The 14,523-nt window shown below is 74.3% G+C and carries 10 protein-coding genes; 6 read left to right on the forward strand and 4 right to left on the reverse strand.

The genetic code is table 11. The features are described 5' to 3' along the window. Positions 1 to 135: 135 nt before the first annotated feature. Together ACFYNS_RS17505 and ACFYNS_RS17510 are read left to right on the forward strand one after the other, a co-directional pair. Positions 136 to 2,196 carry a phosphocholine-specific phospholipase C gene (locus ACFYNS_RS17505; protein WP_388603652.1) on the forward strand — a complete coding sequence of 687 codons (2,061 nt, stop codon included), beginning with the start codon at positions 136 to 138 and terminating at the stop codon, positions 2,194 to 2,196. Between the two features lie 179 nt (positions 2,197 to 2,375). Further along, entirely contained in the window at positions 2,376 to 3,173 is a 798-nt protein-coding gene (locus ACFYNS_RS17510) for a L,D-transpeptidase family protein (RefSeq protein ID WP_360298637.1), read from the forward strand. Between the two features lie 51 nt (positions 3,174 to 3,224). Here the strand turns inward: ACFYNS_RS17510 and ACFYNS_RS17515 are convergent, their stop codons facing one another. Both ACFYNS_RS17515 and ACFYNS_RS17520 read right to left on the reverse strand, forming a co-directional pair. Further along, entirely contained in the window at positions 3,225 to 4,112 is an 888-nt protein-coding gene (locus tag ACFYNS_RS17515) for a serine hydrolase domain-containing protein (RefSeq protein ID WP_388603654.1), read from the reverse strand. 93 nt (positions 4,113 to 4,205) lie between these two features. Continuing rightward, the gene (locus tag ACFYNS_RS17520; protein WP_388603657.1) at positions 4,206 to 5,804 is read right to left on the reverse strand and encodes a PucR family transcriptional regulator; all 1,599 of its coding nucleotides are present in this window, start codon (positions 5,802 to 5,804) and stop codon (positions 4,206 to 4,208) included. 268 nt (positions 5,805 to 6,072) lie between these two features. Here ACFYNS_RS17520 and ACFYNS_RS17525 point away from each other — a divergent pair, with 268 nt between their 5' ends. From ACFYNS_RS17525 to ACFYNS_RS17535, 3 genes are all read left to right on the forward strand, one after another. Continuing rightward, positions 6,073 to 7,572 (forward strand): sodium:solute symporter, encoded by a 1,500-nt coding sequence (locus ACFYNS_RS17525; protein WP_360298663.1) that lies wholly within the window; start codon positions 6,073 to 6,075, stop codon positions 7,570 to 7,572. Between the two features lie 109 nt (positions 7,573 to 7,681). Continuing rightward, on the forward strand, positions 7,682 to 8,686 hold the full coding sequence (locus ACFYNS_RS17530; protein WP_360298632.1) for a C-terminal binding protein: 1,005 nt from the start codon (positions 7,682 to 7,684) through the stop codon (positions 8,684 to 8,686). Continuing rightward, positions 8,683 to 9,474, forward strand: coding sequence for a class II aldolase/adducin family protein (locus ACFYNS_RS17535; protein ID WP_388603659.1), 792 nt, complete (start codon positions 8,683 to 8,685; stop codon positions 9,472 to 9,474). Before ACFYNS_RS17530 ends, ACFYNS_RS17535 begins: the two co-directional genes overlap by 4 nt. 284 nt (positions 9,475 to 9,758) lie before the next feature. Here ACFYNS_RS17535 and ACFYNS_RS17540 read toward each other — a convergent pair whose 3' ends face one another. Together ACFYNS_RS17540 and ACFYNS_RS17545 are read right to left on the reverse strand one after the other, a co-directional pair. Continuing rightward, positions 9,759 to 10,607, reverse strand: a complete 849-nt coding sequence (locus tag ACFYNS_RS17540) for a universal stress protein (RefSeq protein ID WP_388603663.1) — start codon at positions 10,605 to 10,607, stop codon at positions 9,759 to 9,761. After that, complete coding sequence (locus ACFYNS_RS17545; RefSeq protein ID WP_388603665.1) at positions 10,604 to 13,069, reverse strand: phosphoketolase; 2,466 nt, start codon at positions 13,067 to 13,069, stop codon at positions 10,604 to 10,606. Before ACFYNS_RS17545 ends, ACFYNS_RS17540 begins: the two co-directional genes overlap by 4 nt. A gap of 523 nt (positions 13,070 to 13,592) precedes the next feature. Between ACFYNS_RS17545 and ACFYNS_RS17550 the strand changes: the two genes are divergently transcribed. Next, positions 13,593 to 14,480: a universal stress protein gene (locus tag ACFYNS_RS17550; RefSeq protein WP_388603667.1), complete on the forward strand. Its 888-nt coding sequence runs from the start codon at positions 13,593 to 13,595 to the stop codon at positions 14,478 to 14,480. The last annotated feature ends 43 nt before the right edge of the window (positions 14,481 to 14,523 follow it).

Raw genomic sequence — 14,523 nt, forward strand, 5'->3', positions numbered from 1 at the left:
TAGGGGGTGTTCTAGCGCGCCTCGCCTCCAGATGTTGCCAACTTGTTCATACAGGTGGCCTTCCATGGCGCCGCTGTTGTTGACAGACTCTGCCGGTCCGACGATTCCGATTCGCCCTGTGAGGTCAGCAGACCCATGCCAGAACTCAACCGGCGCCGGTTCCTCCAGATAGCCGGCGCGACCGCGGGCTTCTCGGCCCTCTCCGGCAGCATCGAGCGGGCCGCCGCCATCCCCGCAGCCCGCCGTTCCGGCACCATCGACGACGTCGAGCACATCGTCGTGCTGATGCAGGAGAACCGGTCCTTCGACCACTACTTCGGCACCCTGAGCGGAGTGCGCGGCTTCGGCGACCCGCGCCCGGCGGCACCGACCGGGAAGCGGACGGTCTGGCAGCAGTCCGATGGACACAAGGACGTACTGCCCTACCACCCCGACGCCGAGAACCTGGGCATGCAGTTCATCGCGGGCCTCAACCACGACTGGGCGGGCGGCCACCAGGCGTGGAACGAGGGCCGGTACGACCAGTGGATCCCCGCCAAGGGCACCGGCACCATGGCGTATCTGACCCGGAAGGACATCCCCTTCCACTACGCGCTCGCCGACGCCTTCACCGTCTGCGACGCCTACCACTGCTCGATGATCGGCGCCACCGACCCCAACCGCTACTACATGTGGAGCGGGCACGCCGGAAACGACGGCAAGGGAGGCGGCCCCGTCCTGGGCAACGAGGAGGCCGGCTACGGCTGGACCACCTACCCCGAACGCCTGGAGGAGGCCGGCATCTCCTGGAAGATCTACCAGGACATCGGCGACGGCCTCGACGCGGACGGCCACTGGGGCTGGATCGAGGACGCCTACCGCGGCAACTACGGCGACAACTCGCTGCTCTACTTCGACGCGTACCGCAACGCCCGGCCCGGCGACCCGCTCCACGACAAGGCCCGCACCGGCACCGACGCCACGCAGGGCGACGGCTTCTTCGACCAGCTCAAGGCCGACGTCAAGGCGGGCAGGCTCCCGAAGATCTCCTGGATCGCCGCACCCGAGGCGTTCACCGAGCACCCCAATTTCCCCGCCAACTACGGAGCCTGGTACATCTCCCAGGTACTGGACGCGCTGACCGCCGACCCGGAGGTCTGGGCGAAGACGGCGCTGTTCATCACCTACGACGAGAACGACGGCTACTTCGACCACGTCGTACCGCCCTACCCGCCGGCCTCCGCGGCCCAGGGCCGCGCCACCGCGGACACCGCCCTCGACCAGTACACCGGCGGCCTCTCCGGATACGCCCCCGGACCCTACGGGTTCGGCCAGCGGGTGCCGATGCTCGTCGTCTCGCCCTGGAGCACCGGCGGCTACGTGTGCTCCGAACTGTTCGACCACACCTCCATCCTCCGCTTCATGGAGCGCCGCTTCGGGGTGCACGAGCCGCACATCTCGCCGTGGCGCCGGTCGCTGTGCGGCGACCTGACCTCGGCGTTCGACTTCACCCTCAAGGACACCGACCCCGCGCGGCTGCCGAGCACCGACGCCTACGAGCCCCCGGACCGGGAACGGCACGACAGCTATGTGCCCAAGCCGCCGGCCAAGCCGGTGCTGCCCCGCCAGGAGGCCGGCTCGCGGCACACGCGCCCGCTGCCGTACGCACCGCTGGTGGACGGCGCGGCCCGCACCTCGGACGGCAGGTTCACCCTCACCTTCAGCGGCGGGAAGTCCGCGGGTGCCTTCTTCCTCGTCACCTCCGCGAACCGCACCGACGGCCCCTGGACCTACAGCACCGAGGCGGGCAAGGAGCTGTCCGACACCTGGAACAGCGCCTACTCCGGCGGCAGCTACGACCTGACGGCGCACGGCCCGAACGGCTTCCTGCGCACCTTCAAAGGCCCCAACGGGCAGGCAGGCTGCGAGGTGACCGCGCGCCACCTCGCCGGGAGCGGCGACATCGAGCTGACCCTCACCAACGCGACGGACGCCGACCGCACGCTGACGGTGGGCAACGCCTACGGCGGCGCCGAGCGGACGCACACGGTACGCCCGGGCGGCGAAGTCGTGACCACGGTACGGCTGCGGGAGAGCAAGCGCTGGTACGACCTCACGGTCACCTGCGAGGCCGACCCCGACTGGGAGCGCCGCCTCGCCGGGCACGTGGAGACCGGCGAGGCGGGTGTCAGCGACCCGGCCACACTGACCGACTGACAGCCGCGTTCCCCCGTCCGCGCACCCGGCCCGGTGCTCCACCCGGACCGGAGCGCGGCCGGCGCGGGACCGGTCCGGCGGAGCGCGGCCGGCGCGGGACCGGAAGCCGGTGTGCGGCGGTCAGGTGATTCGGCGGACTTCCGTGCTGCGCGCCCGGTCGGCAGGGCACAGCCCCGTGCATGCCAGTGAACACATTCCCGCGGTCCGTACGAAAAGCACACACCCCCGCCCTCGCACTCCTGTTGCTGCTCGGCTTCGCCGAAGCCGCGCCCGCGCAGGCGCTCGTCCCGCCTCCGAGCGGCACCGCGGCCGGGCAACCGCGCTCCGGAACGGGTCACCCCGCCGGGCAGGAGCCCGAACCGCAGGAGACCGAACCGCAGCGCGAGTGCACCACCGGAACCGGCCCGCGGCAGCGCGAGGTCGAGGGATACCTGGGGCTCCCGGTGGACGGTGCACAGTCGCCGCAGGACTGCGCCGCCATCCGGGACTTCCAGGAGCGGGAGGGCGTGCTCCCCGCGGACGGTCTCGCCTCACCCACCACCTACCGCGCCCTGTACGCGCGCTGGGCGGCCGGGCACCCCGAGCAGCTGCTGGCGGACGCGCACTGCCCGCCCGAACGCGGGCGGGTCGCCTGCCTCGACCTGACCCACCAGGTGATGTGGCTGCTCAAGGGCCGCAAGGTCGTCGTCCAGGCGGTGCCCCTGCGCAGCGGCGCCCCGGGGTATGAGACGCGCACCGGACGGTTCTCCATCCAGCGGCGGGTGCGGGACGACTATTCGACCCTCTACCACCAGCCGATGCCGTTCAGCCAGTACTTCAGCGGGGGCCAGGCCCTGCACGGCACCCGCAAGAACATCTACAGCCCGCCCGGTTCGCACGGCTGCGTCAATCTCCGCCACGATGACGCGGAACGCCTCTGGAACTGGATGCGGGTCGGCGACACCGTCCGCGTGTGGGGGCGCAAACCCGCGGCGTGAGCCGGGGCGGGCGCACGCGGCCCCGGGGCGTCGCGGCCCGGTGCGGACCCTCTAGCCGCCGGTCGGCTGCCCTGCTCCGGAGAGCAGCGCGACCCCCCGCCGGTCGGTGTCGCCCGGCGCGCCACCGAGTCGGTGGACCACCACCCACTCCCCGGTGTCGGGGAACGCGCCCGCGAACGCGGAGGCGTCCCGGGTGGCGCCGTTGTGCCAGCGCAGCCGCCCGGCCGTCTGCCAGGTCGGTGCGGGCTCCCCCAGCACCTCTTCCACCAGCAAAGCCCTGACCAGCGCGGCCAGCGCCCGAGGGGTTCCCCACATGCCACCCGCGGGCAGGATCGCTCCGTCCATGGTCCACGGGGTCCGCTCGGCTCCGGCCCGGGTTCTGGCCCGCAGGGTCAGCCCGGTCGGCGGGGCGGCGGTCACCTCGTCGGCCAGGCCCAGCGGTTCGAGGACGTGCTCCCGTACCAGCTCCGGGTACGGCGCCCCGGCGGCCGCGGCCAGGGCGGCCCCCAGCACCGCGTACCCGAAGTTCGAGTACTCCTCCCGCCCCGGAGGCCGCTCGCCGATCCGGTCGAGGCGTTCGAGCAGTTGGCCGAGCGCGGCCGGGGTGAAGTCGCGGTAGGGGTCGCTGCGCGGGCCGGAGAGCCCCGGCGGCAGGCGCGGCAGGCCAGAGGTGTGCTCCATCAGGTGCCGGAGGCTGATACCGGAAGCGGGCGCCTGCGGCAGCACCCGCTCCACCGGCGCGTCCACCTCCAGCAGCCCGGCCCGGGCCATCCGGACCAGCGCGGTTCCGGTGAGCACCTTGGTCAGCGAGCCCAACTCCACGAAGGCTCCGGAATCGTGACCGTCCCGCACCCGGGGCTCCCGCCCGGGAAGCAGGACGCACTCGGGAAGGGGATGCCGGGACAGCAGCCGGGTCAGCCGAACGGATATCTCGCCCACGGTCGAACCGTATCCGGCGCTGCCGGCGGACCGCTCCGGGCCCCGCTCCCCACCAGTTTGGTCGGCCGAATTCCTCGTCCGGCCGGGTCCGCGTCAGCCGGAGCCCTGCCCGCCCGCCGCCGGGTCGTCCGGCAGCCAGCGCAGAGCGAACCAGAGCTCCATCCGGACCTCCGGATCCTGCAGGTCGACGTCGAGGAGCTCGGCGACGCGCGCCAGGCGGTGCCGCACGGTGTTGCGGTGGACCCGCAGCTCGGCCGCGGTGCGGTCCCAGGTGCCGTGGAAGGCCAGCCAGGTGCGCAAGGTGCCCAGCAGGACGGCGGCACCGGGGGCCGGGGCCCGGGAGAGCGGCGCGAACCGGGCCCGGGCGTGCTCGCGCGCCTCGTGGGCGGAGACCAGTGAGTGGAGGCTGTGTGCCGCGCTGTGGACCACCGCGGGAGCCTCGCCGGCGACGGCGCGCTCCAGCGCCCGCTCGGCCTGGGCGTCGGCGTCGGGCAGTTCGGCCGCCGGTACCGGCGAGCTGAAGCCGAGGGTCCACCCGAGGGCGGCGGCCTGCGCGGGAGGGGTCGGCCGGGTATCCGGCGCACTCGGGACCAGGGCCCGCAGCCGCGCCCGGTCGAGGTGCACATAGGGGGTGCCGAGCGCGGTGCCCAGCGCGGCGAGTTGGGCCGGGTCGGTGGACGACCGGCCGGCGGGACCCGGCCGGGACCGCAGCCGTCGGCCGTGGACGACGACCCAGTGGTCGGCTGCGCCCGGCTCGTCGTCGGGGAGCAGCGCGTGCGCGACGTCGGCCGGTGCGGCCCCGAGCATGAGCCGCACCAGGGCGCCGACACCACCGGCGTCGGCGCCGAGGGCATGGCTGGGGCTGGTGAGCAGGGACAGCAGCACGGTCGCGGTGCCGGTCACCTGGCGGTCGACCGGCGTGGGGGCCGTGCGGGCGGCCTGGCCGAGAGCCAGCGCGGCGGCGCCGTCCGCGCCGGGCAGGGTGTGCACGGTGAGATGGACACCGTCGTGGTGGTGGGCCGCCGCGGCGGGGGGCGCCGGTCTGCCCCGCGCCGAAGTGGCCGCGGAGCGGGCGAGAGTGCTTACGGCGAGCTCGCGCAGGAGCCGCGGGCCGGGGTCGGGCGGGCGGCGGCCCGCGTCGAACAACTCGTTCCCGTGGGCGTCGAAGAGCACCGAGGCGGCCTCGGTGTGTGCGCTGAGCTGCTGCAGTACGGCGCGGAGCGCGTCGGGGCGGGCGGCGGCCGAGGCGAGCGCCGATTGCGCCGTGGAGATGCGCCGCAGCGTGCTGTTGCGCACCTCGGCGATGGCGTCGTACACGGCCTGGCCGACGGCCACGAAGGGAGTGCCGGGCGGCAGCCGCAGCAGCGGCAGCCCGTGGCGGTCGCAGGCGGCGGCGAGCTCGGCGGGAACCTCCTGGTGGACCGGTGCCACACCGAAGCCCAGCGCGGCGACCCCGGCGGCGACGACCCGGGACACGTAGTCCTCGATGCCGTTCGGCCCGGACGGCAGGCGCACCCCCGCGGTGAGGAGGAGTTCACCGCCGACGAGGTAGGGCACCGGGTCCTCGACCTCGGTGGTGCCGACCGTGCTGATGAGACGGTCCTCGGCCGGACCGGCGATCCGGGTCAGGCCCAGTGCGGGGTTGCCGAGCAGCATGCTGAGAGGAACGGCGAACTGCTCGGTCCCGGCCATGAGCAGTGATCCTCCCGGCCCCGCAGCGCCGCCCGAAAGTGCGGGATTCCTCCAACGGGCGATCCCATCTTGGACAGATCCTACACTTCAGCTCGGGTGCGGACCGTCGATAGGTTCTCCCACCAGCAGGGCACCACCCCCGCCCCGGCATCCCCGCTCAGCACTGCCGTGTCCGCCCGCTCCGTGGCCCGGCGCGCAGCCGCTGCCCCCGCACAGCAGCCACTCGGCGCCGCTCCCCGGCGTGCGCCGCAGCGAATCGGAGGACCTGATGGCCGTCGACTACCTCGTCATGACCGCATACCTGCTGGGCCTGGTCGGCGCCGGCTGGTGGGGCAGGAGGCGCGCAGCGTCCAGGAGCGAGTTCCTGGTGGCCGGGCGGCGGCTCGGACCGCTGATGTACACCGGCACGATGGCGGCCATCGTCCTCGGCGGCGCCTCCACCGTCGGCGGGGTCGCCCTCGGCTACAGCTACGGCATCTCCGGCGCCGCCATGGTGCTGGCCATCGGGCTGGGGCTGCTGGCGCTGAGCATCTTCTTCTCCGCCCGGATCGCCCGGCTGCGCGTGTACACCGTCGCCGAGATGCTCTCGCTGCGGTACGGGGACGCCGCCAGCGTCATCTCGGGCGTCGTGATGTGGATGTACACGCTCATGCTGGTCGTGACCTCCACCATCGCCTACGCCAGCGTCTTCGACGTGCTGTTCGACGTACCGCGGTGGGCCGCGATCGTCATCGGCGGCACGATCGTCGTCGGCTACTCCGTCCTCGGCGGCATGTGGTCCATCACGCTCACCGACATGGTGCAGTTCGTCGTCCAGAGCGTGGGCGTGCTCCTCCTGCTGCTGCCCATCGCCGTCGTCAAGGCCGGCGGCTTCGCGGCCATGGCCGACCGGCTGCCGCACGGCTACCTCTCCCCGACCTCCATCGGCGGGCAGACCATCCTCACCTACGTGCTGATCTACAGCTTCGGCATGCTCATCGGCCAGGACATCTGGCAGCGGGTCTTCACCGCGCGCAGCGACCGGGTGGCCGCCTGGGGAGGCACCGCCGCCGGCGCCTACTGCCTCGTCTACGCCGTGGCCGGCGCCGTCATCGGCATGGCCACCAAGACGCTCCACCCGCGGCTCGCCGACGCCGACCAGGCGTTCGCCGCCGTCGTCCAGCACGCCCTGCCCGCCGGGGTCAAGGGACTGGTCCTGGCCGCCGCCCTCTCCGCGATGATGTCCACGGCCAGCGGCGCGCTGATCGCCTCCGCCACAGTCGCGCACAACGACGTCTGGGTCCGGCTGCGCCGCCTGGCGGGCCGCAGGAGCGGCGACCCCGCACCGCAGGAGTCCGACGGTGTCGCCTCCGACCGGGCCGCCGTCGCCGTCCTCGGCGTGGTCTCCATGGCCCTCGCCTGCCTGCTCGGCGACGTCATCGCGGCCCTCACCGTGGCCTACGACCTGCTCGTCGGCGGCCTTCTGATACCCGTACTCGGCGGCCTGGTCTGGAGGCGCGGCAACCTCCAGGGCGCCCTCGCCTCGATGGTCGCGGGCGGCACCACGGTGGTCACCTTTATGGTGACCGACGGGCTCCTCGCCAACGAGCCGATCTACTACGGCCTGCTCGCCGGCCTGGTCGCCTACGTGGTCGTCAGCCTGGCCACCAGGCCGACCGAGGAAGCCGTCGTCGAGGCGTGGCGCCGGCGCCTGGCGGGCGAGCACGCGGACGGCCCGGCGACCGCGGACAGCCCTGCCGCCGACAGCCCGGCGACCGTCGGCGTCTGAGACCGCGCCACGGCCCGAGCCGCCGGCCGGCCTCGACCGCTCTCGACCGACCGACAGCCGACCGCCATCGCCGACCGCACTCGACCGACACACCGACCAGGAGCACCACATGACCGGCCCGCCGCTCGCCGTCTTCACCGACCCCGACGACCTGGACCCGGCACCCGGGGTGGCGAAGCTGACCGAGGCGGGGTTCGAGGTGCGGATCGCCGACAGTCCCACCCCGGACTCCATCGCCCGGGCGGCGGCGGACGCGGTCGCCCTGCTCGTCGGATACGCCCGCATCGACGCCGACCTCCTCGACCGGCTCCCGGCGCTGCGCATCGTGGCCACCTGCTCGGCCGGCTACGACATGGTCGACACCGAGGCGGCCCGCGCCCGCGGCGTGTGGGTGTGCAACCTCCCCGGCGCGGCCACCGAGGAGGTCGCCGTCCACGCGCTCGCCGCCGCCCTGTCGCTGATCCGGGAGCTTCCGCAGGCCGACGCCGCGGTGCGGAGCGGCGGCTGGACCGGCGACCTGCCGCGGCTGCCCCGGCAACCCGGCGAGCTGACCCTCGGCCTGGTGGGCACCGGCCGTATCGCCACCCGTCTCGCCGAGCTGGCCGCGCCGCTCTTCGGCCGCGTCCTGGCCCACGATCCGCTGGACCGCCCCGCGCGCGGGCCCGCCGCCTTCCGGCGGACCGCCCTGGACACCCTGCTGGCCTCCAGCGACGTGCTGTCCCTGCACGCCCCGCTCAACGACGCCACCCGCGGCCTCATCGGCCGTGCCGAGCTCGACCGGCTGCCGGAGGGCGGCTTCCTGGTCAACGTCGCACGCGGCGGCCTGCTCGACCACACCGCGCTGCTGGCCGCCCTCGACGGCGGACGACTCGCCGGGGCCGCCCTCGACGTCCTCCCCACCGAACCCCCCGCCCCGGACGACCCGCTGCGCACCCACCCCCGGCTGCTGCTCTCCCCGCACATGGCCTTCCTCTCCGACGCCGCGCGCCGCACCTACGTCGAGCGCCCGGCCGAGAACGTCGTCGCCTGGCACCGCACGGGGCAGCCCCTCACCCCCGTCGTCACGCCCGCCACCCCCGTCAACCACCCCGCCCCCGAAGGAGGCACCCTGTGACCGCCCCGACAGCCCGCGCCGACCAGGCCGTTCGGACCGTCTCGGACGAGGAGCTGCGGCTGCGCCGCGAACTCGCCGCCGTCTACCGGCTGGTGGCGCACTTCCGGATGACCGACCTGATCTTCACGCACATATCGGTGCGCCTCCCCGGACCCGAGCAGCACTTCCTGATCAACCCCTACGGCCTGCTCTTCGAGGAGATCACCGCCTCGAACCTCGTCAAGATCGACCTGTCCGGCCGCGCCGTCGAGGAGACCCTCCACCCGGTCAACCCGGCCGGTTTCGTCATCCACAGCGCCGTGCACGCCGCCCGCCCGGACGCGCACTGCGTGCTGCACACCCACACCAGGGCAGGGTGCGCCGTCGCCGCCCAGGAGCAGGGCCTGCTCCCGGTGAACCAGATCTCCATGGAGTTCCACGGCAGGATCGGCTACCACGACTACGAAGGCGTCGCCCTCAACCTCGCCGAGCAGCAGCGCCTGGTCGCCGACCTCGGCGGCCACCCGGCCCTGATCCTGCGCAACCACGGCCTGCTGACCGTCGGTGAGACGCCGGCCCAGGCGTTCCTGCGCATGTACTACCTGGACAAGGCGTGCGAGATCCAGCTCTCGGCCCAGTCCGGCGGAGCCCGGCTCACCCTGCCGCCCTCCGGCGTCTGCGAACGTACCGCGCGCCAACTCTCCGGCGAGGACGACGAGTCCGACCTCCAGGACGAGCAGGGCTACGCCCTCGCCTGGTCCGCGCTGCTCCGGCTGGTCGAGCGCATCGCCCCCGACCACCGGGACTGACACGCCCGGCCCGGACCACCCCGCGCCCCCACCCACCGGCCCCGAACGGCCGCCCGGCCGGGGCCCCTCGCTCGCACGCTGGCCAGGGGCGTGCAGGTTCCGTCAGGCTGATGGTGGCCTTGCCGGAGCCGGGTGGCGCGTCCCGTTCCGCGCCCCCGGCCCGGTTCCGGATGAACAGAGCAGCCGTGGGCGGCGGCCACCGCGAGCGCACGCGGCGGCGCATACCGCGCCGGCCCGGCGTGCCGGGCCACGTGCCCGCGCAGCGGTGCAAGCGCGGGCGGGGATCAGCGGTGCGGTACGACTGCCACCGGGCAGGCCGCGTGGTGCAGGGCCGCGTGCGTGACGGGCCCGATCCGGGTGGGGAACGGGTGCCCCCGGGTCCGCCGTCCGGTCACCAGGAGCGCGGCGCTGCTGCTCTCGTCCAGGAGGAACGGCGCGGCCGCCCCGAGGGCCAGGACGGTACGTGTCTCGACGTCCGGGTGCCGCTGCCGCCACGGCTCCAGCACCTCCTCCACCGCCCGCCCCGCCGCGGCTTCGGCCCGGTCGACAGCGGCCGGGTCCGGCAGCGCCGACGGATAGGCGTACTGGTGCTGGATGCTCCAGGCGTGCAGCACCCGCACCCCCACACCGTGCTGCCGGGCCGTCTCGTAGGCGAAGTCGAGCACCGGGTCGCAGTCGTGGGTGACATCCACCCCGACCAGCACGGGGGCCGGGGCGTCGGCCCCGCCGTCGCGGACCGCCACCACCGGCAGTGTCGCGTGGGCCACCACCGACAGTCCGACCGACCCCAGGACGAACCCGGTCACGGGTCCGAGCGCCCGGGAGCCGAGCACCAGCATGTCCGCTTCCCGGGCGGCGGTCAGCAGCGCCTTCACCGGCCGCTCGCCGACCACCTCCTCCCGTATGGCGACCCCGGCGGCCGCGTCCTGCGCCGCCTGCGCGGCCACGCGGGTGTTCTCCCGCGGCCACGACGAACCCGGCGCCGGGCCGCCTTCGGGCGCCGGCGTCGCCCAGGGCCCGGCTGCCGCCACGATGCGCAGCACCGCCCCGCGTGCCCCGGCCTCGCGCCCCGCCCACCGGGCGGCCCGCGTGCTCTCCTCCGAGCCGTCCACCCCGACCACGACCTCGTTCATGCGGAGCCTCCCGCCGCATCGGTCCGCGGCCGTCCGGATTCCCCGGACGGTGCCGGAGACGACGGCTGCCACTCCCAGTCGGCGACTTCCGGCAGGTCCTCGCCGTGCTCCCGGATCCAGTCGTGGTGGCGGCTGCGCGCGTCCGCCATCCGCTGGCGCACCGCGGCGGCCCGCGGTGCCAGCCCCGGGACGCGGTCGATGACGTCCATGACGAGCCGGAAGCGGTCCATGTCGTTGCGGACGACCATGTCGAAGGGCGTGGTGGTGCTGCCCATCTCCTTGTAGCCGCGCACGTGCAGCTGGTCGTGGACCGCCCGCCGGTAGGCCACCCGGTGCACCAGCCAGGGGTAGCCGTGGTAGGCGAAGACGACGGGCCGGTCCCGGGTGAAGAGCGCGTCGAACTCGTGGTCCGGCATCCCGTGCGGGTGCTCCTCGCGGGGCAGCAGGCGGGTCATGTCGACGACGTTGACGACCCGCACCGCGAGTTCGGGCAACTGCTCCCGCAGCAGCGCGGCGGCGGCCAGGATCTCCATGGTCGGCACGTCGCCCGCGCAGGCCAGCACCACGTCGGGCTCCCGGTCGCTCTCCCCGGACCCGGCCCAGGTCCAGATGCCCGCGCCGCGGGCGCAGTGGGCGCGGGCCTCCTCCAGGGACAGCCAGTCGAAGCAGGGGTGCTTCCCGGCCACGACGACGTTCACGTAGTCGCGGCTGCGCAGCACGTGGTCGCAGACGGACAGCAGCGTGTTCGCGTCCGGCGGCAGATAGACCCGCACCACGTCGGGGCTCTTGTTGAGGATGTGGTCGACGAACCCGGGGTCCTGGTGCGAGAAGCCGTTGTGGTCCTGCCGCCACACATGCGACGTGAGCAGGTAGTTGAGCGAGGGCACGGGGCGCCGCCAGGGCAGCGCGGCGGCGGTCTTCAGCCACTTGATGTGCTGCGCCGCCATGGAGTCGACGATGTGGACGAAAGCCTCGTAGCAGGAGAACACCCCGTGACGGCCCGTCAGGACGTAGGCCTCCAGCCAGCCCTGGCACAGGTGCTCGGAGAGGACTTCCATCACCCGCCCGTGCCGGTCCAGATGCTCGTCCACCGGAAGGACCGCCTCCTGCCAGGCCTTGCCCGTCGCCCGGTAGAGCTCCTGAAGCCGGTTGGACGCCGTCTCGTCCGGTCCGACGACGCGGAAGTCGCGGCGCTCGGCGGTCGCCTCCACGAGGTCGGCGAGCAGCCCGGCGAGCACCTCGGTCGGACTGTGCCGGCTGCGGCCGGGGTCCGGCACGGGCACGGCGAACCGCTCCAGGCGGGGCAGCGGCAGCTCGCGGGTGTGCAGACCGCCGTTGGCGTAGGGCGAGGCGCCCAGCCGCAACTCCCCGTGTGGCACGCACGCCAGCACCTGGTCCCGGGGAGCGCCGCGCTCGTCGAACAGTTCCTCGGGCCGGTAGGAGAGCAGCCACTCCGCGAGCTCCCGCAGCCGCGCCGGATCCTCCCGCACCTCCGCCAGGGGGATCTGGTGGGAGCGCCAGGTCCCCTCGACCGGTACGCCGTCCACGGTGGCCGGCCCCGTCCAGCCTTTGGGCGTCTCCAGCACGATGACCGGCCAGCGGGGCCGCTCGCCGATCCCGGCGTCCCGCGCGGCGTTCCGGATGCCGGCGATGCGCTCCATGGCGGTGTCCATGGCCCGGGCCATCGCCTCGTGCACGCTGCGCGGTTCCGTCCCGCGGACGTGCAGCGGGTCGTGCCCGTAGCCGCGCAGCAGCTGGTCCAGCTCCTCCCGGGGCATCCGCGCGGACACCGTCGGATTGGCGATCTTGTACCCGTTCAGGTGGAGGATCGGCAGCACGGCGCCGTCATGGAGCGGATCGAGGAACTTGTTGCCGTGCCAGGACGCCGCCAGCGGGCCGGTCTCGGCCTCACCGTCCCCGATCACGCAGGCCACCAGCAGATCCGGATTGTCCAGCGCGGCGCCGTAGGCGTGCGCCAGCGAGTAGCCCAGCTCGCCCCCCTCGTGCAGGGAACCCGGCGTCTGCGGTGCCACATGGCTGGGTACGCCGCCGGGCGAGGAGAACTGCGCGAACAGCCGTTCCATGCCCGCCTCGTCCCGGCTGACGTCGGGATAGATCTCGCTGCAGCTGCCCTCCAGCCAGGAGTTCGCCAGCACCGCGGGGGCGCCGTGGCCCGGCCCCCAGATGCAGACCGTCGGCCGTCGCCAGGCCCTGATGATCCGGTTGAGATGGGTGTGAACCAGGTTCAGACCGGGGCACGTCCCCCAGTGCCCGAGCAGCCGGGGCTTGATGTGCGCCGGTTCGAGCGGCGTGCGCAGCAGCGGATTCGCCCGCAGGTAGAGCTGTCCGACGGACAGATAGCAGGCGGCACGCCAGTGGGCCACCAGCGCGTCCAGCTCGGCGGCGCCGAGCGCGGGCGCGGTGGCCGGGCCTGCCTGGCCGGCTGCGGACTCTGCGGGCACGGAGACCTCCGTGACGACGAACGGCCGGCGCCGTGAAGCGCGCGGGTGGCGGTTCCTGCGATTCCCCTCCGCCCCGCCATCGTCGCCCCGTCCCGCGGAGACGGCACGCGGGAAGGCGCGGGAAGACACGGGGAGCCGGCCTCCGGCAGGCGCGGACCGCCGGATCCGGGCGCTGACGGATCACCCGGTGTTAACCCGTACGAGTGAGGGCGGGGCAGAGGGGCACCGGTCCGGTTGCCGCCGGCCGCCCGAGACGGGAGCGTTCCGTGCAGGAGCCGGACGTTCCCGGCCGGGCCCTCCCACGCGGGAGCCCGGCACTCCGGACCTGGGCCGTTCCCGGGCACGGCGGGCGGCGGCCGTGCTCCCGGACCCCGACGCAGGGGCCGGGCCTGGGGCGGGAGTCCGCTCTCCGTGCCGCGCGCCCGGCGTCCCGGCCGCGCGCCCCGGCCGCACGTCCGGCCCCACGTCAGCAGGGAGCCAGCATGTCCAGTCCGACCCCGTACGCGCGCCGCGGAGCGTCGCGGTGAACGGCACCCCGGTCGTCGTCGGCACGGACGGTTCCGGGCCGGCCGGAGCGGCGCTGGTGCTGGCCGCCGGGGAGGCCGCGGCACACGGCCGGCGGCTGGTGATCGCCCACGCCGTGGACCGGACGCCGCCACCGGGCCTGGCCGCGGTGCTCCACGAGACCGGTACGCACGCACTGCGCGAGCGGGGCGAGAGCATTCTGCGCGACGCACGTACCCGGGCCGAGGACCTCGCACCGGGCATCACGGTCGAGACCGCGCTCTCGATGGACGACGCCCGCTCCCAGCTGGTGGCACTCGCGGCGGAGGCGTTCCTGACGGTGGTCGGGAGCCGCGGACACGGCCGGGTCGCGAGCGGACTCCTCGGCTCGGTCACCCGCCAGCTGACCGCCGTCGCCCGGACCCCGGTGCTGGTGGCCCGCTCCGCGCGGCCGCCGGCCGGCCCGGTGGTGCTCGGCGTGGACGGCTCGCCCGCCGCCGAAGCGGCGACCGCCTTCGCCTTCCAGGAGGCGGCCGTACACGAGGCGGATCTGCTCGCGCTGCACGCGTGGACGGAGTGGAGCGTGCCCACGCTCCCGCACACCGACCCCACCAGATCCATCGAGGAGGTCGTGGAGGAGCTGCGGGACGGCGAGGAGCGCCTGCTCGCCGAGGCGGTGGCCGGGTGGGCCGAGCGCTGTCCGGAGGTGCCCGTCGAGCGGCGGAGCGTGAACGGACGCATCCGGCAGACCGTGCTCGACGCGGCCGCCGGTGCGGGACTCCTGGTCGTGGGCTCGCGGGGGAGAGGTGGCTTCCCCGGACTGCGGCTGGGATCGGTCAGCAGCGCGATGCTGCAGCACGCCCCCTGCCCGGTCGCCGTGGTCCCCGGCGCGGACCGGGAGCCCTGACACGCGCGGGCACCGCCGCCCGGCGACCCGCCCAGCTCCCGCC

The organism is Streptomyces sp. NPDC006925 (assembly GCF_042869575.1).
Classification (GTDB): Bacteria; Actinomycetota; Actinomycetes; order Streptomycetales; family Streptomycetaceae; genus Streptomyces.